We start from the raw sequence: 17,546 nt of genomic DNA on the forward strand, positions 1-17,546 counted from the left end.
GCCCCCGTCGATCCACGCTCCCTAATGCAAGGCGACTATATGGAGCTAAATTATGATATTGCGACTGCGATCAGCTGGTCAGTCGAGCAAGATTCCGATAACCATGATGGCTTTATGATTGTCACTCTCGACCACAATCGCATTGCCCAATTTGACAGCATTTATCGTGGCGCGGTATTAACACCCGCCCAGCGACTGGTTCAGTACCGCATTCGTGACGGCAGAGTAAAACTTGCCGGTAACGCATTTTTCTTTGAAGAAGGCCGAGCAGAGGAATTTGCACAAGCAAAATATAGCGAATGTAGAGTCAATCAAGCAGGACAATTGCTCGTCAGTAATCTGCTCGATAAGGATTTTAAGCGGATTTAAGCGATGGCGAGTAATGCCACAAGACAAGGTTAAGCATCCTGTGTTTCAGACTCAAGGCTAACTTTCGTGGTATCGGAAGGATTAGCATTTTCACTCTTTACAACAATGTGGACCCAAGCAACCGACAAACAAAGTCAAAACCTGGATTCCGGCTCAAATGCATTACCGGAATGACAAAGATGTAAGTATTAGCAGAATGCGTAATGCTAAACGTGACCCAAATGACGTAATACTTATTGCTGCTTAATGCTTTGCATAAGGATTAAAAAATAAATAGCCGCATAACCAAACAATAAAAAAGGAGCCTAAAAGGCTCCTTAATTTTTATATTAATCATCGATGTATATCAACAATTACATATCAATCATTTCTAACTAGCGCTTAGAAACGACCAACAACACCCACACCAACAAACAAACCGTCTACGTCAGAATCAAGTACTTTTCCTAGCTCAAATGTAGCTGAAAAAGCATCTGACATACGTAACCAATAAGCTGTTTTGGCGGTAAAGTTATCGTCTGAACCGTTATCGTCATAACCTAAACCAACAGACCATGATTTAGTTACATACCAATCAGCATTAACGTTGAAAATATCGTCAGCATCGGTATGAGTCCACTTAGCACCTAAATCAACACCAGTAGTGTTTTTTAGATCGATAAAGCTGCGAACTTCAAGACCGTAGATTGAATCAATATCACTACCATCAACATAGAATGCAGCAACTTTTGAGCTGTCGTTGAAGTAGTAACCAAGATCAAGTTGATAAGTGTCAGTATCAAAACTACCAACATCATAACGTTCGATTTTAGCGCCAACAAACCACTTTGAATCGAAAACATAAGTGCCATCAACAGAGAAAATATCAAGGTCGATATCATCTTGCATTTTATAGCTAGCACCAACATTGGTAGATTGTGCTAAAAAGCCATTTAATGCATATGGACCTTTTTCTTGTGATACAGAGTCAAGATAGAAACGGTAGTTAAGGTCCCATAGACCATCACCGAATTCTTCAGTATTAGCAGAATATCCTAAACCCGCTTCGTGGTGAAATGGTGCATCTTGTGCAGCCATAGCTGGTAAAGCCACAAAACCTAATACTAGTGCTAATGCAGTAACGTTTTTCATCAATCATTCCTTTATTTGATTATTTTACGCTAGGAGGTTCAAGCAGATATAAAGCATGGATAAATCATCAAAAGTGGGGGTTATCCATTAACTCAAATGTAGCCTAACCTTACCGTCGGGCTAACCTGCTTTCCTAGCGGCGCATACTCTAAAGTAATGAAGGGCTAAAATAAACAAACAAAATGAAGTTATTGATATTTTTCAACAAAATACATCACACATAATGTATTACGCGCTGCCAACACCTACTTTAGCAATAGAGAAAAACGTAACAAAATCGTCAACTGAACGTTAATTTAAAACACACAGTAAATAATATCATCAATAACCACGAGGATAATCAAACAAAACTTGGACACAACCGCGATTTTAGCTCTGCAACCAAGCGCTGTAATTACGGAGCAAATTGAACCGCTGTGTCTAAATAGAAATAGACAGCTGCAACTTACCATTGCTGCACCACGGTGAGGATATTATTTCTACAGATTCTAAGGATTTAACATTACGATCTATTGCATGGTTCACATCACGTTCAAGGGCGACAACGGCCTGCTTGTTAAGCATTTGATTTATGTCGATAATCGCTATAGGTTATTGTCATTACATCAATTTTATCTACCAGGAAACGTCAATGTCGACTGTGTTTAAGTTCATCAAAGCTGTCTTATTAAGCATTTTTATTATTGTCATCATCCTTGTCGCGTTTAATTGGCAAAGCGTTACTCGCTTATACAGCGTGGTCAGCTTATTTGATGAGGCACTCGTGGTAGATAATTTTTCCAATATGAAGAATGTCTTTTTTAACAAAAAAATCGTCAAACAAGGCGATCCCTATGTGTTCGACGTCGACTTAGCCGCCTTACCTGAATCATTTCGTTATAGAGGTCACGTCACTAATACTGAGGATTTTCTCACTCGTAGGGCAACAACAGCATTACTGGTGCTTAAAGACGACAACATAACCTTTGAGCAGTATTTTCTCGGCACGAAAAGTGATGACAAACGCATCTCGTGGTCAATGGCCAAATCATTTGTATCGATATTGTTCGGTATGCAGGTTGATGCTGGCAAGATTGATATCGAAAAAACCGTCGGCTTTTATCTGCCCGAGCTTGCCACATCTGGTTATGGTAATGTCAAAGTGAAACACGTACTGCAAATGTCATCTGGAGTTAAGTGGAACGAAGACTACCTAGACTTCTACTCTGACATTAATAAAATGGGCCGGGTATTGGCGATTGGCGGCTCGTTAGATCAAATGACCAGCGAACTGGTTAATGAGTCAGCTCCAGGCCAAGCATTTCATTATGTCAGCATGGACACCCACGTTATTGGCATGATACTCAGGCGAGTGAGCGGTAAATCATTAGTCGAGCTTTTACAGCAAAATATTTGGAACACCATTGGCATGGAAAGCGATGCCTATTGGCTTACCGACTCCCAGGGCACTGCCTTTGCCTTAGGCGGCTTAAATGTTACTACCCGTGACTACGCCCGCTTTGGCCGCTTATTACTGAACAATGGTGCATTTAATGGTAAGCAAATCGTGTCAGCAGCCTGGATTAAAGCCGCCACCACACCACAAGCTGATTACCTACAACCTCAAGTCGGCAAATTAGGTTACGGCTATCAAATCTGGCTACCGCCAGAAGCCGAACAAGGTGAATTTTTCTGTGTCGGCGTATACGGGCAATATATTTATGTAAACCAAAAACACAATGTAGTGATAGTTAAAAACAGCGCCGATTTGGGCTTTCTTGATGAGTTGAATTCAAAACAAGAAACCATCGCATTTTTCCGTGAAATTGTAGCGTCATTGCAATAAACATGGTCACTGACTTACCCACGGTTCATTTAAGTGGTTAAGGCTAAAGCTGCATTTTTCAACCAACAAAAAAGCGACCATTCGGTCGCTTTTGTTTTACAGTGATTTAAATTTAAGGATGAAATTATGCTAGGAATGCTTAATAAGTCAGCCATAGAGCTATATTTCACCTATACATGAATACAATCACTGGTAAAACCTAAACGACAAAAAGTGAGGCAGGTTCTGCCCACCCCACTTTTGTAACCACAATTAAATGGTCTTAACTTTGACATGAATTTCCATCTCAACATAACCGTCAACTCTGGCGTCATTCAAATAATGTTCTAACATCGGAAAATTATCAGGTTCAAATCCGCTATTTGGCAACCAATCAGAGTACAGACCCAGTTGAGCCTTGATCGTGTCTTCAGGCATGCCCTTAAAATAAAGTACCGCATACTTACCTTTGGGGATTTCTGATGTGGTAAACGGAGGATTAACTTTTATGTTACTACCAATGACTATCGCAGCATCATAACGGCATTTATCCGCTGGCGTTATCGTTGGATTATCATAAGCAAATGCAAAGCGTTGTTGCGCATCTTGCGTTATGCCATTGCTTGCTGCCCAATCAATCAGTTTGTCCCATGCGGTATATATCGACTCAGGTTCATAACCGCGTTTTGAAGCCAAAATACATACACGTCGGCTATCAAAATCTCTCACTTCCACTTTCATATTGGTATCCTCTAAATTAGGGCTCTTCGTCACCTCATTGGTGATACGACTAGGATACAAATCAGCAGGGCAAAACACTTTTCCATACTTGCTGTATATTTTTCCAATCTTGCTATCTTTTATTTTATCTGGGTTTCTTATTTCAGTCGGGCTAAAGCCAAAATAGAGTTTTACCGCTTTAGAAAAATTAGCACTGGATGAAAAACCACAGTCTAACGCCACCTGAGTGATAGGAAGTTGAGTTTTAAAAATCAATATGTTGACCGCCTTCTCAAGCCTGCGGCGCACAATGTAATCATTAACTGTCTCCCCCATAATGGCAGAGAAAATACGATGAAAATGATAAGGCGAAAAATAGCTGACGTTTGCCACTTCTGTTAGTGAGATCTGATTAGTCAGATTAGCCTCAATATATTGAAGCACCCGATCGATCCGTACTTGGTATTCTTTATTCATGGGTTCCTAATCATTAAGCAGGCAAGTCGTGAACTAAAACCGTCAGGTAAGAAACATAACGCAGCGCTATCGTTAATACAAAGCCAGTACTTCGCTTAACGCCCTACCCGTTTTGATGTTTATTGAGGCATTTTACATAAAACTGGAGACTTGAGTTAATGTTAAAAGTTTACTCTGGCCACGTATTCTAGACAAATGGTTAGGCCGTAAACATGTTTTAATTCAGCCATAGTGGCTTTGCATAATGACACTGATAAACCGAGCACCTAACTAGCATCAACGAGGGGATAAAACGCTTAAAAGCCAAATAGCACTGAGCCACAGATGATCACTTTACTGATGGGTCTTTGGGTACCAATGCTGGTAAATACATGGATATTTTCCTATAGTGGCCACATAAACACATTCGATTAGCGAGCTGTAGTGCCGGGCATTTATCCTTTTGTATCCAAACAACCACATAAACGGGCGGCTTTTTTTGTCGCCTCATTATTACTGATCTCAGCGCTGATAATTAGCCCTTTTATTTCAATACCTTTGGTCGATATTGCCCCTTTTTTGCCGGTATATAGCACTTCAGTGGTATTGCTTGAAAGTATTACGGCCTATTTACTGCTGTCGCAGTTTGCCAGTAACCGGCAGGTTTTCTCTGGTTTTGTTGCTTGTGCTTATTTATTCCTTATCCCTATAGTGACGGTGCAGCTTTTAGTGTTTCCAGGTGTTTTTTCGCCTAGTGGTTTACTGCATGCTGGGGAGCAAAGTGCGGTATGGATTTGGGTATTTTGGCATGCATCGTTTCCGATCTTGCTCTTGCTGGCATTAATTGCCCCGAAAAAAATCATTAACCAAAACCCTGCCGATCTCAATATCAAATATTGGCTGATTGCCTTTGTATTTATTTCCCTACTGGTTAGTTTAGGTTTGGCCTTATTCGCCACATGGGGTAGCCATTTATTACCCGTATTAATTGATAAAGACAGCTACAAGCAGCTATTAAATAGCCCTTATGCCTTAATGGTGTGGGGATTAAATGTGCTGGCATTATTCTTTATGGTAAGACGGGCACGCAGTAACAATGTGCTTTATACATGGCTGAGTGTGGCGTTGCTGGCCAGCCTGATTGATGTCACGTTAACCCTATTGGCTGGCGCCCGCTTCAGTTTAGGTTGGTATGCTGCAAGAGTGAGCAGCTCGGTTTCTTCTATGGCGTTACTGTTCGCCTTGTTATGGGAGGTCAACCGTCTGTATGTCGCAGCCCACAGGGCCAATGAATCCTTATATCAGCAAAGTGTCAAAGATACATTAACAGGCCTATTTAATCGCCGTTATCTAGAAACACAACTGGCAATAGACATAGACCACGCCAAAAGATACCAAGAGCCACTGTGTTTGTTGGTTGTCGATGTTGATCACTTTAAAGCGTTTAACGATAAGCACGGTCATTTGAGTGGCGATCGCTGCTTAGTGGCCGTCGCCAAACAATTGCAACTAAGCTTAAATCGCCCCGCAGATTTTGTTGCCCGTTATGGTGGCGAAGAGTTTGTGGTGGTGTTGCCCCACACTGAGGCAGAAGGCGGCATGCTGATAGCTGAAAAGTTACGCCAGAAAGTCAGTGAGTTAAGAGTTGAAGATAAGGGCCAATTACTTAGCGTCACCATCAGCATAGGTTATGCAATATTACATCATAATGAAGACACCGCCCAAGGCTTGCTGATAGCTGCCGATACCGCCCTATATCAAGCCAAAGCCGCAGGACGCAATTGCGTTGTCGCTGCGATTCAATAACCCTTGTAGGGAATTAACTCATCAACATAATACCGTTTCGCACAAGTCATTATTGTGTAATGACTTGTGCAATCTAAACATCTCAAAAACACTTAAAAGTGATTGATAAAGACTGTGAGCGGATTTAAAGCTATTGCTAATGTGATGGCTTTAAGTGAGGGGAAAATGTTCTCCCCCACTCATAGCAAACCTAAGCCACTATTCCTGAGCGATCAAGCTTAAAACCCAGTGTTGTAATCCCTGTGTATCCGTCATTGAACCATTAAACTGATACTGTGGAACAAAACTTTGGTTATGGCCTCTTTTTCGATCTCGATATACTTTTTGCGCCAGTGAAAAAGCGCCAAGTTTGCTAGGTAAATTAATCCCGCGAACATCCATATACACAGTATCGGCAGAGGTTTCTTGGCCAGCATGAATAAGCTGCGGTATTGATAAACTCAAATCGGCGAAATCTAAACACGCACTGCCGCAAGATTTATCGGTAAGTAAAATCGTACGACCTTGATATAGACTTTTCTCAGCCTGATGGCGATTAACAGCAGCAGCCTGCAAAGCTTGGCTATTGTTAGGTAACGCTTCTTTCACCAATGATTGTTGATTATCTATCGCTTGCTGCATATCTAAAGTGGTTTGTAAAAACGAAGTAGTGATATCGCTGTCAGCGCCAAACTGACGAATTAACATAGGTTTCAAGCTGACAAGATAAGCATGATTATCTTCACTTGCACGCCACATAGCGTAACTATTATCTGGGTTATTTTGCATTACTTGCGCGATATAAGCTTTACCATAAAGGCTACTCATTAAATCTTGGCCCCACTGCGAACTGCCGCCACCATTGCCACGCACATCAAACACCACGAGTTCTGCATCACGCAAACCAGCAAGCGCAAGTACCATCGCTTGCAATTTGGTTTCATCAGCACCCGATGGATAAAAACTGGGCAACCGGACCCAATAATGCTTAGGTGTAAATTCATCAATACTAAATTCTTTGGGTAACGCCACAGGAGTGAGTGTTTGGTATAAATCATTGCGATCAATTTTTTGCCAATGCAATGAAAAGGCAGTTTGCTCACCCTTTGACTCAAACACACAACTATTTGGTCTAGTGAATTCACCAATTTTATCATCGATAAGTAACTTTTTAGCATAAGACACTTTGCGCGCATTCAATTGATTGTTGTTGAATCGATATTTAAGAATATGCTCATTCATCATGGTATCGACGGCAATATTGTCACAAGAAATAAGCTTGGCACCAACCGCAGGAAGCCGCCCGCCCCAATCTTCGGCAGTGTAATAGACTTTATAATCCTGAAATTGTTTTTCAATACCTATGCCAGCCCAAGACTGCATATCAGGGTGTTGATTAAACGCAATGCCAAAATGACCATCAGCAAAACCAGCCACAAAATAGCTCAAACTATTGGTTACATCCTGTAACGATGTCGCTTTTTTTGCCCGTGCTAACCCCTCACGATAACCTTGTTCTAACCACTGTGAAAAATATAGATTTTGATCATCTATGGCACCGGGATGATTAGCCTTAACCGTTTGGTAGATATAGGTTAAGTCCGTTTGAGCAATCTGAGCCCATGGATTGGCTTCAGCCAACACAGGTTTAATGGGTTCTGCTTGAGCATAAACCGCAGAACTAAACACGCTGATGAGTAGAGTTAAAATAACTAAGCTTTTACCGTGCATCTAAATATAAATCCATTTGTTATCTAAAAGTTAAGGCAAAGTCTACCGTATTAGCACTGATTACACAGCATTTTTTGATATTTCAGCAGTAAGCACCAAAGCGTAACGATACATTATTGATGCTTTCGAATCATAAAATAAAGCAAACAGTGGCAGCACTTAATCTCAGCCATAACCACAAAAAGCCCGCATATGTTAGCTAGCATCAACTCGTGCAAACGCGTCATCTCCAGTGACAATTAGAGCTAAAGCACAAAAAATCACATTTCGGCTACTTTTTATTACATTTTTGTAAAACTGGAGTATATTAATCAAGCCATATAATGGATTTATATTAGCAACCAATTGTATAACCACACTAAATTTCAAGGATGACAATGGCAAACCTGTTCACTAATGTACTCGCCACCATCATCTTGCTTTCGGGTATGTTTTTGATGGTGTTGATTATGCACCTAATGCTTAAATACCGTGACCACACGGTAAAACTGCCTGTCGATCGCGAACAACTCCAGCGAATCCCCGCATATGGCTTACAGCAACAAATTCAAGACTTACAGTTTGATCTCGTCGCCGGCCTAACGATGGCAGTTATTGTTGTAACGTTCCCGTTTGCCTACGAAAGTATCGTTAAGCATATTAGCGACAGCTCATTCCCAATCGCTTTCGCACCGATTGTCATCCTTGGTCTAGGATATTGCGGCCACAAAACGCGGAAAAACTTTTCCAAACTCACAAAATTACGTTTAGGCCACACCGCAGAAATCGCAACTGCCAATGAGCTCATCGGCTTACAAGCTTTGGGCTATCAAGTGTTTCACGACATCCAAGCCGACGGCTTTAACATCGATCACTTAGCCATAGGTAAAAATGGCGTATTCGCCATCGAAACCAAAGGCCGCCACAAGCGCAAACGCGACAGTAAAACGACTAGCGCGACCCAAGGTAAAGACTACCAACTATTTTATAAAGACGGCCGCTTATGCTTCCCTTCTTGGACGGAAACCAAACCAATCGAACAAGCCGAACGCCAAGCAAAGTGGGTCAGCCAATGGCTCACCAAAGCCACAGGCCAACCAGTGTTCGCCAGTCCAGTACTGGTCTTCCCCGGCTGGTACGTCAGCAGCCAAACACGGCCACCATTCCCCATTTTAAATCACAAACAGCTGGTCAAAACCTTGCCCTCGATGAGGACTCAAACACTCAGCCAACAACAAGTCGACGCGATTGTGTATCAAGTCGCGCAGCGGTGTTTGAGTAAAAGCGAGGTGGGGAAATGATGGTTAAGTGAACCAAATAAAAACGGGGCGTTGAGTCAATCTTAAAAAAGTTTACCCTGACTTATTTAAAGCATTTCAAGCGAATAAATATCAATAACCATGGGTAGCCATGTTATACATTTAAACTATCTAAAATAGAATAAAGTCCTCAATGAAAAAGATAACGTTTAGAGAAAGACAAAGAATAATTAGTCATAATATACAAATGAGAAACCTTCCTACTAGCAAAAGGGTTATTATTAAACACAAAATAAATCCAGTACTTGCTATAAAAAAATGGGTCAATGACAATCAGGAATTTATTTCTGTTTTGGATTCTAAAAAATATACTTATTCAATTACCTTTCCAAAAAGGCTTAACTTTTCAGATAACTATCAAAAATCAGTACGATCAATTAACTCAATAAGAAAACTTATCGGTTTAAACGGAGTTAGGCATAGATTAAAAAATATTAACCTTAATAATATTGAAAATATTTCCACTTCAGCTAGCTTGGTGTTGACTGCAGAAATAGATAAATGGAATGACAAGGTTGGAAGAAGGTTAGTTCCACAAACTGAGGAATGGAATGACTCAGTAAAAGCTCAACTTTCAGATTTAGGTTTCTTTGAGCTATTCAACTTCGAAAAGTGTAATTTTGAAGCAAAACCGACTAAATTGAATATTGTAAAATTCATAAAAGGTGCTCCTGGTGACGAAAAAAAAGCTAAATACTTAAGAGAGAAAATAGAAGAGATTGTTGGTAATAGGGTAAAACGTCCACCGTTATTTCAAGCATTATCAGAAGCGATTACAAACGTAACTCATCATGCTTATCCTCAAGAAACGAAGATAAATAAACACTGGTATATGACAGCATCATTTTGTGATGACACTAGGGAGTTAAAAGTAGCTTTTTATGATCAAGGTATTGGTATACCGTCAAGTTTACCACGCTCTAAACTTTGGGAAAGAGCAAAAGCTTACATGAGCTCAATTAGTGTATATAATGACCACCCTTCACTTATAGAGGCTGCGGTTGAAATGGGTCGAAGCCAAACAGACCAAGAAAACCGAGGGAAGGGCTTACAAGACTTACTTGAGTTCATCAAACAGTATGGAAATGGCTATATGTCAATTTTAAGCCAAAAAGGGCTATATAAATTCAGCTGCATAGATAGAAATCACCATACAAAAAAAGAAGCCTTAAAATATCCAATACTAGGCACATTGATTGTGTGGAGTGTTAAAATCCCAGAAAAAGGAGGCCGTTCATGAATTATAATATTGGTTTACAGTTTTCTGACACACCAGCAGGAAGGTACTTTGATGATGGTGACTATACCGGTGAGCATTTCAGAGAAAATGTACTTAAGGACTTAGTCAATAACCTTCAAGAAAATGAAAAACTCATAATCACAATTGATGATGTTGAAGGTTTTGGATCATCATTTTTAGATGAAGCATTTGGTGGGATGGTAGGTAAAGGATATATTGAACCTGATGAGTTTTTAGATTTACTAGTCATTGACTATGAGGATAGTGAAGATGTTAGCTCTTTTGCTTTTTTCGCAAAAAAAATAAAAGAATATATATCTAAGGCTAATTCAAAAACATGGAAATAGTCGATAGAGTAATTGCAGGTAGCATCGCTGCAATATTAGGTGCCTTTTCGGCATACTTATTTAATAGATTAAACTGGAAAGAAACCTCAAAAAAAAATTCAATATTATCAATAGAAAGTGAATTAATAGAATCACTAAACTCGTTAGCGGATTCTGCATTAGAGTATTGGTCATATAATCAGGCAGATCTTAAAAACTCAAAGTTATTAGAAGCCAAAATAAAAATGAGATTCTCCAGTTTAAACCCATTATTTCAACAACTTACATTCATTCACGGTTCATTTACATGTGGTGAATCTTTAAAGATAACAAACGAAATAGAACAGCTTTTCGAACATGTTACAGATGGTAATTTTGAATCAAAAAAACGAAATGCATCACCTAAAAAGTGTTTAAAAATCTCAAATTCATGCAACAAAATAAAAATTAATATACGAAAAGTAATACATAGTTAAAATATTTTAATAAATGGGTTAGAGCCTGAGGGGCCCCCACCGAAGAATGAATAAAAATAATGAGATAGATTAACAACTGAGGAACATTCATGGCATTTGGTGATCAAATTTATCGCCAAACGAAAATTATCACGAGTAAATGCCATGAATGCAAAACAAGTTTTATCAAAATGCCTCTCACTTGTCCCCCCCCGTTAACGCAAAAAATGCACAAAACTCGTCGCTTTAGTTTGTTTGCTGCCATTGAAAGCGCAATGTACGGTGGCTCGCTTTCTATCACAGGACTTGGCCGGAATATAACGAATAAAGCAAAGGAAAAACATAAGATTAAATAAATGGGGTCAGAGTCTGAGGGAGCCCCATTTTTCTATGCTTCACTAATACGATAATGGCGTTACTGTGATGATAAGGTAATGAAGTTTAAAGGTTACGTAATTAAAATGGCTACGTCTTAGGCATCCACAGTTCTTTTGATTGATTCAAAGCTGACAACAAAGAGTAGTATTTCACTTTATAAGGCCATTGGTTTGATGGATGCCAAAAATCTACAAAAAAATAACCTTTTGCATAATACAGCCATTCTGCACTAGGATTAGATTTAACTAGTTTGGATTCGATCAAAGGATATGTTGCACCGCAGATGATTAAATCAGGATTAATACTTTGAATTTGCTCCATAAGTAAATCCCAATCGCTGTCTACGTAAGTTGATAAGTCGTCACTGGATGAAGAGCTGTTACCACTACTCTTTTTAATATTTATTATCGCGCAGCTATGGAATGCCTCTTCCATCTTAGGATTCGATTTGTAATCCTTATCGAACGAATTTACCTCACCCGTTTCAACAAGCTTATTGATCCCATCAACCCACTGCGCCATAGACCACCACATGGTCTTACCTAGTTCATTTAGCTTTTTCCCAGCTAAATAATCATTTAGAGCCCACTCTTCAATTACATTCGAAGAACTTTCATAAGCCTCTTTCATCAGAAACAGTACTTTCACAGGAGCCTTATCCCAAAGACTTCTATTAATTATTCCATCAGTAATGAAAAACTTATCTCTGTGTATCTCACGTTCTTTCCATGATACAAAATCCATTTTTATTTCCTTTATTATTACTTAAATCATGATAATTGTTTGTTCATGCCTGGTTAGGAATTGATAATATTTTTATTTTATCAATCATTGAATAAATAAATATTGATATTACAACTAGAGCCCGAGTAAATATTCTCTCGAACAAAAAAGCGACCTTTCGGTCGCTTTTTAATGCTTTAGATTCCCGCTCAAAAACCTTGCGGGAATGACGATTAGTGCATTACCACCATAATTGCGTCGCTGGCGATGATAAGACAATGAAGTTTGAGGTTTTCGCCGCGGAGTTGACTGGTGTCAATGAGCAGCGAAAACCTTAAACTGAAGCAGTATTATCAAGACTAAGCAGCAATTATTCGTAGTCAGATAATGGGACGCAACTACACATCAAATTGCGGTCGCCATACACATCATCAATACGGTTCACCGTTGGCCAAAACTTATTCGCCTTAACCGCAGCGCTTGGGAACACGGCCACTTCACGGCTATACGGACGTGAATCAAACTCGGTGTCCATAATGTCAGCCAGCGTATGCGGTGCATTGTGCAGTGGGTTATTGTCCACTGGCCACTCGCCTGCTTCTACCTTGGTAATTTCACCGCGAATAGAAATCATCGCTTCGATGAAACGATCCAGCTCAACCTTAGACTCAGATTCAGTAGGTTCAATCATCAAGGTTCCCGCTACTGGGAAGCTCATGGTAGGTGAATGGAAACCGTAGTCGTTTAGACGCTTAGCGATGTCCATTTCGGTTACGCCAGAAGTTTCTTTTAATGGGCGTAAGTCGATAATACATTCATGGGCAACGCGCTCATTACGGCCAGTAAATAATACTGGGTAATGTGGGGCGAGCTTTTTCATGATGTAGTTAGCGTTTAATAGCGCAGTTTGGGTAGATTGCTTAACCCCTTTAGTGCCTAACAACTTAATGTACATCCAGCTGATTGGCAGGATGCTGGCACTACCATACGGTGCAGCAGATACGGCGCCGTTATGGTCGCTTTCGCGCCCTGGCTTAACCACTACGTGACCGGCTACAAATGGCGCAAGGTGTGCTTTAACACCAATTGGGCCCATACCTGGACCACCGCCGCCGTGCGGGATAGCAAAGGTTTTGTGTAGGTTTAAATGCGATACGTCAGCACCGATAAAGCCTGGTGATGTTAAACCAACCTGTGCGTTCATGTTCGCGCCGTCTAAGTAAACTTGACCGCCATATTGATGGACGATTTCGCATACTTCGCGGATAGATTCTTCATACACACCGTGAGTCGATGGGTAAGTGATCATGATGCACGATAGGTTACCAGCAAGCTCAGATGCTTTAGCACGTAAGTCTTCTAAATCGATGTTGCCTTGCTTGTCACAAGCAGTCACCACCACTTGCATACCAGCCAGTTGCGCTGATGCAGGGTTAGTACCGTGAGCAGATTGCGGGATTAAGCAGATGTTACGATGCGCGTCGCCGCGAGATTCGTGGTATTTCTTAATCGCTAACAGACCAGCATATTCGCCTTGCGCACCTGAGTTTGGTTGAATACACACAGCGTCATAACCGGTGATTTTCACTAAAAACTCAGACAACTCGTTAATTAACTGGGTATAACCTTGTGCTTGGTCTAGTGGGCAGAATGGGTGCATGTTAGCAAATTCTGGCCAGCTTACCGGTAGCATTTCCACTGCCGCATTGAGCTTCATGGTGCATGAGCCTAACGAGATCATGGAGTGGTTTAGGGCTAAATCTTTGTTTTCGAGACGCTTGATATAACGCATCATCTCGGTTTCGCTTTGGTAGCGATTAAACGTTGGGTGAGTTAATACGGCGTCTTGACGTACTAAGGCTTCAGGGATTGACTGACTGCCGTTAGCAATGATGTCTGCATCGAGTGCTGCTACGTCTAAACCATGGCCTGCGCCTAAGATTACGTCAAACAAGACTGCGATGTCGGCACGGATAGTGATTTCGTCTACGCTGATACCAAATACGCCATCAGCATCGATACGCAAGTTAACTTGTGCCGCTAACGCACGGGCATTAATGGCAGCAAGGTCGGCACCTTTAACACTGATGGTGTCAAACCAAGTAGTGTTAACCAGTGATACGCCTTTAGCGGTTAAGCCTGCTGCTAAAATGTCGGCAAAACGGTTAATGCGTGACGCTATGGTTTTTAAGCCTTGTGGGCCGTGGAATACTGCGTAAAACGACGCCATATTGGCGAGTAAAATTTGCGCAGTACAAATGTTTGAGTTGGCTTTTTCGCGGCGAATATGTTGCTCGCGCGTTTGCATGGCCATACGTAATGCGCTGTTACCACGGCTGTCTTTTGACACACCAATAATACGACCAGGCATTGAACGTTTGTGCTCGTCACGGGCAACGAAGAAAGCTGCGTGTGGTCCGCCGTATCCCATTGGTACGCCAAAACGTTGCGCGCTACCAAATACCACGTCTGCACCCATGGCGCCTGGAGATTTAAGTAACATCAATGACATGATGTCGGCAGCCACAGTCACGATGACTTTGTTGTCACGTAGCTTAGCAAATAGCTCAGTGTAATCGGTAATTTGACCAATACGGTTGGTGTACTGGAACAAGGCACCAAATAATTCGTAATTGACAGACTCGTTTGCTGGACCAACAACCACTTCAAAACCAAAACATTCAGCGCGAGTTTTAACTACGTCTAATGTTTGTGGAAATACATCATCGGCCACAAAGAAGATGTTTGCTTTTTTAGCTTTAGACACCCGTTTGGCTAATGCCATGGCTTCTGCTGCTGCAGTGGCTTCGTCCAGTAATGAGGCTGACGCAAGGTCAAGACCGGTAAGGTCCATTGACACTTGTTGGAAGTTTAAAATCGCTTCTAAACGGCCTTGGGCGATTTCTGGCTGGTATGGCGTGTAAGCCGTGTACCAACCTGGGTTTTCAAATACATTACGCAAAATGACATTAGGGACTTGCACGCCGTAGTAACCCATACCGATATAGCTTTTAAATACGGTGTTTTTGTCAGCTATGTTACGGATATAGGCGATACCTTCGGCTTCGCCACATGAGTCACCTATGGTGAGATCTTGGGGTAAACGAATTTTGCCAGGAACGGTTTGGGCGGTGAGATCTTCTAGTGACTCTGCTCCAATAAAGTTCAACATTTCTTGTTGTTGTGCTTCACTTGGGCCGATGTGGCGAGTCAGGAAAAGTTCGTGCTGTTCTAGTTGTGTCAGGGTTTGCTTGGTCATGTTAAACCTTGTTCCAAATCGACCAGTTTTGGCTGTAGGGCACAGAACTGGATTAGGGTGAAAATGGGTAATACGTGAATAACCTGTTTAGGGTTTATTATGTTGCGCGCTCGTCATTGTTTTTAGCTGCACATAACAAAGAAGCTCCCTAGGGAGCTTCCTGTGTCATTGGCGATTATTCTTCGTCAATCACTTCTTGATAGCCTTCGGCATCAAGCAGTCCATCAACTTCTGATTCGTCAGAAGGCATAACGCGGAAGAACCAGCCTTCACCAAAAGCATCGCTGTTAACAAGCTCTGGTGAATCTTCTAGAGCTTCGTTTACCGCAATCACCTCACCAGAAACCGGTGCGTAAATGTCTGATGCTGCCTTAACTGATTCTGCTACGGCGCAATCTTCACCGGCAGTGACAGTGTCGCCGACTTCTGGCAATTCGACAAATACCATGTCGCCTAGTAACTCTTGAGCATGCTCTGTAATACCCACTGTGTAACTTCCGTCTGTTTCTTTACGGATCCACTCATGTGAAGATGCATATTTCAAGTCTGCTGGAATAGTGCTCATTATTGTTGTTCCTTAATCAGATGTTCTAATACTTAATCAATAAATTCTTTTTGGGTAAACCGCAACTCATTTTATTGAATCTTTAGAAAGCTTGTTTACCGTTACGTACAAAACTTGGGGCGATGACTTTTACGTTAACACGCTTTTTACGCATTTCAACTTCAGCTATCGCACCAATACCATTAGGTACACGGGCCATGGCAATAGAATAGCCTAATGTTGGCGAAAACGACCCGCTGGTGATCACACCTTGATGTTCAACACCCTCAGCGTCGGTAAAAAACACAGCCATATCATGGCGTAATACGCCCTTTTCTTCCATGACTAAACCGACTAATTTGTCAGTGCCAGCCGCTTTAATTGCAGTAAGTGCGTCACGGCCAATAAAGTCACGATCGCTTGGCTCCCACGCTACGGTCCAGCCCATGTTAGCGGCTAATGGATTAATTGACTCGTCCATGTCTTGACCGTATAGGTTCATGCCCGCTTCTAAGCGTAAGGTATCACGCGCACCTAGACCACATGGCTTAACGCCTGTATCTAACAGTGCTTGCCATAAGGCTTCAGCTTCGGCTTCTGGCACTATGATTTCGTAGCCCGCTTCACCAGTGTAACCTGTGGTGGCAATAAATAAGCTGCCAGATTGCACACCAAAGAATGGCTTCATGCCTTCAACGGCAGCATTTTGCTCAGCAGAAAATACGCTAGCCGCTTTGGCTTTAGCATTAGGGCCTTGCACGGCAATCATCGCAAGCTCTGGACGTTCAGTCACCACCACATCAAATGCTGCAGCTTGCTTGTTGATCCAAGCCATGTCTTTGTCGCGGGTTGCGGAGTTAACCACGACACGGTAATGAGTGTCGGTTAAGTAGTAGGTGATAAGGTCGTCGATGATGCCAGCGGTTTCGTCTAGCATTCCGCCGTAAAGGGCTTTACCTGGTACGGTAAGCTTGGCGACATCGTTAGCAAGTAACTTACGTAAAAAGGCACAAGCATCGCTGCCGGTAACGTCAACTACCGTCATGTGAGACACGTCGAACATGCCTGCATCTTGACGAACTGCGTGGTGTTCTTCGATTTGAGAGCCGTAATTAATCGGCATGTCCCAACCGTGGAAATCAACCATTTTGGCTTTAGATTCTAAATGCTTGTTAAAAAGTACGGTTTTGCTAGCCATTATTATCCCTTTTTTTGAGGCCTTTCTTATATAGGTTTTTGATAAAATGCGACCAAAATTATACTCCGCAGACCTACTTTGTATACAAAAAATTTTTCTAATCCGAGTCCTGTCGCATTAGTTTAGCTA

The 17,546-nt window shown here is 41.5% G+C and carries 14 protein-coding genes and 1 pseudogene; 8 read left to right on the forward strand and 7 right to left on the reverse strand.

The window, feature by feature from the left end; all coding sequences use genetic code 11:
* On the forward strand, positions 1–369 hold a 369-nt coding region (locus H5185_RS00850), incomplete at its 5' end, for a GDYXXLXY domain-containing protein (RefSeq protein ID WP_182741081.1).
* A 381-nt stretch (positions 370–750) separates the two neighbouring features.
* Here H5185_RS00850 and H5185_RS00855 read toward each other — a convergent pair.
* Positions 751–1,500, reverse strand: a complete 750-nt coding sequence (locus tag H5185_RS00855; protein WP_182697555.1) for a putative porin — start codon at positions 1,498–1,500, stop codon at positions 751–753.
* A gap of 631 nt (positions 1,501–2,131) precedes the next feature.
* Here H5185_RS00855 and H5185_RS00860 point away from each other — a divergent pair.
* Positions 2,132–3,325, forward strand: a complete 1,194-nt coding sequence (locus H5185_RS00860; protein WP_259396135.1) for a serine hydrolase — start codon at positions 2,132–2,134, stop codon at positions 3,323–3,325.
* A gap of 252 nt (positions 3,326–3,577) precedes the next feature.
* On the opposite strand, the gene H5185_RS00865 is transcribed toward H5185_RS00860, so the two are convergent.
* Positions 3,578–4,501, reverse strand: coding sequence for a GyrI-like domain-containing protein (locus H5185_RS00865; protein WP_182741082.1), 924 nt, complete (start codon positions 4,499–4,501; stop codon positions 3,578–3,580).
* A 423-nt stretch (positions 4,502–4,924) separates the two neighbouring features.
* Here H5185_RS00865 and H5185_RS00870 point away from each other — a divergent pair, with 423 nt between their 5' ends.
* Positions 4,925–6,286, forward strand: coding sequence for a sensor domain-containing diguanylate cyclase (locus H5185_RS00870; protein WP_182741083.1), 1,362 nt, complete (start codon positions 4,925–4,927; stop codon positions 6,284–6,286).
* A gap of 198 nt (positions 6,287–6,484) precedes the next feature.
* Here the strand turns inward: H5185_RS00870 and H5185_RS00875 are convergent, their stop codons facing one another.
* Positions 6,485–7,996 (reverse strand): S41 family peptidase, encoded by a 1,512-nt coding sequence (locus H5185_RS00875; protein ID WP_182741084.1) that lies wholly within the window; start codon positions 7,994–7,996, stop codon positions 6,485–6,487.
* A gap of 377 nt (positions 7,997–8,373) precedes the next feature.
* On the opposite strand from H5185_RS00875, the gene H5185_RS00880 reads away from it, so the two are divergent.
* The 5 genes and pseudogenes from H5185_RS00880 to H5185_RS00900 form a co-directional block, all read left to right on the forward strand.
* Positions 8,374–9,276: a nuclease-related domain-containing protein gene (locus H5185_RS00880; protein ID WP_182741085.1), complete on the forward strand. Its 903-nt coding sequence runs from the start codon at positions 8,374–8,376 to the stop codon at positions 9,274–9,276.
* Positions 9,277–9,427: 151 nt separating this feature from the next.
* The gene (locus H5185_RS00885) at positions 9,428–10,534 is read left to right on the forward strand and encodes a hypothetical protein (RefSeq protein WP_182697560.1); all 1,107 of its coding nucleotides are present in this window, start codon (positions 9,428–9,430) and stop codon (positions 10,532–10,534) included.
* A complete protein-coding gene (locus H5185_RS00890) occupies positions 10,531–10,881 on the forward strand; it encodes an STAS-like domain-containing protein (protein ID WP_182697561.1) in 351 nt (116 codons plus the stop codon). The genes H5185_RS00885 and H5185_RS00890 overlap by 4 nt, the downstream gene beginning before the upstream one ends.
* Entirely contained in the window at positions 10,872–11,336 is a 465-nt protein-coding gene (locus H5185_RS00895) for a hypothetical protein (protein ID WP_182697562.1), read from the forward strand. The genes H5185_RS00890 and H5185_RS00895 overlap by 10 nt, the downstream gene beginning before the upstream one ends.
* A 144-nt stretch (positions 11,337–11,480) precedes the next feature.
* Positions 11,481–11,668 (forward strand): annotated as a pseudogene (locus tag H5185_RS00900) (IS4 family transposase); the annotation flags it as partial.
* 112 nt (positions 11,669–11,780) lie between these two features.
* On the opposite strand, the gene H5185_RS00905 reads toward H5185_RS00900, so the two are convergent.
* The 4 genes from H5185_RS00905 to gcvT all read right to left on the reverse strand — a co-directional run bounded on the left by H5185_RS00905 (position 11,781) and on the right by gcvT (position 17,417).
* Positions 11,781–12,437, reverse strand: coding sequence for a hypothetical protein (locus tag H5185_RS00905; RefSeq protein WP_182697563.1), 657 nt, complete (start codon positions 12,435–12,437; stop codon positions 11,781–11,783).
* Between the two features lie 349 nt (positions 12,438–12,786).
* Entirely contained in the window at positions 12,787–15,675 is a 2,889-nt protein-coding gene (gene gcvP / locus H5185_RS00910; RefSeq protein WP_182741086.1) for an aminomethyl-transferring glycine dehydrogenase, read from the reverse strand.
* Between the two features lie 175 nt (positions 15,676–15,850).
* Positions 15,851–16,240: a glycine cleavage system protein GcvH gene (gene gcvH, locus H5185_RS00915; protein ID WP_124015465.1), complete on the reverse strand. Its 390-nt coding sequence runs from the start codon at positions 16,238–16,240 to the stop codon at positions 15,851–15,853.
* A gap of 82 nt (positions 16,241–16,322) precedes the next feature.
* On the reverse strand, positions 16,323–17,417 hold the full coding sequence (gene gcvT, locus H5185_RS00920) for a glycine cleavage system aminomethyltransferase GcvT (RefSeq protein ID WP_124015464.1): 1,095 nt from the start codon (positions 17,415–17,417) through the stop codon (positions 16,323–16,325).
* Positions 17,418–17,546 lie beyond the last annotated feature (129 nt).

Origin of the sequence: Shewanella sp. SG44-6, from assembly GCF_014164185.1 — a bacterium.
Classification (GTDB): Bacteria; Pseudomonadota; Gammaproteobacteria; order Enterobacterales; family Shewanellaceae; genus Shewanella; species Shewanella vesiculosa.

What these genes read in the sequence shown, in the direction of transcription:
- H5185_RS00865 (WP_182741082.1), bottom strand. Translation starts at nt 4,501, where the DNA reads ATGAATAAAGAATACCAAGTACGGATCGATCGGGTGCTTCAATATATT.
- H5185_RS00905 (WP_182697563.1), bottom strand. Translation starts at nt 12,437, where the DNA reads ATGGATTTTGTATCATGGAAAGAACGTGAGATACACAGAGATAAGTTT.
- H5185_RS00885 (WP_182697560.1), top strand. Translation starts at nt 9,428, where the DNA reads ATGAAAAAGATAACGTTTAGAGAAAGACAAAGAATAATTAGTCATAAT.
- gcvH (WP_124015465.1), bottom strand. Translation starts at nt 16,240, where the DNA reads ATGAGCACTATTCCAGCAGACTTGAAATATGCATCTTCACATGAGTGG.
- gcvP (WP_182741086.1), bottom strand. Translation starts at nt 15,675, where the DNA reads ATGACCAAGCAAACCCTGACACAACTAGAACAGCACGAACTTTTCCTG.
- H5185_RS00895 (WP_182697562.1), top strand. Translation starts at nt 10,872, where the DNA reads ATGGAAATAGTCGATAGAGTAATTGCAGGTAGCATCGCTGCAATATTA.
- H5185_RS00855 (WP_182697555.1), bottom strand. Translation starts at nt 1,500, where the DNA reads ATGAAAAACGTTACTGCATTAGCACTAGTATTAGGTTTTGTGGCTTTA.
- H5185_RS00880 (WP_182741085.1), top strand. Translation starts at nt 8,374, where the DNA reads ATGGCAAACCTGTTCACTAATGTACTCGCCACCATCATCTTGCTTTCG.
- H5185_RS00860 (WP_259396135.1), top strand. Translation starts at nt 2,132, where the DNA reads ATGTCGACTGTGTTTAAGTTCATCAAAGCTGTCTTATTAAGCATTTTT.
- gcvT (WP_124015464.1), bottom strand. Translation starts at nt 17,417, where the DNA reads ATGGCTAGCAAAACCGTACTTTTTAACAAGCATTTAGAATCTAAAGCC.
- H5185_RS00890 (WP_182697561.1), top strand. Translation starts at nt 10,531, where the DNA reads ATGAATTATAATATTGGTTTACAGTTTTCTGACACACCAGCAGGAAGG.
- H5185_RS00875 (WP_182741084.1), bottom strand. Translation starts at nt 7,996, where the DNA reads ATGCACGGTAAAAGCTTAGTTATTTTAACTCTACTCATCAGCGTGTTT.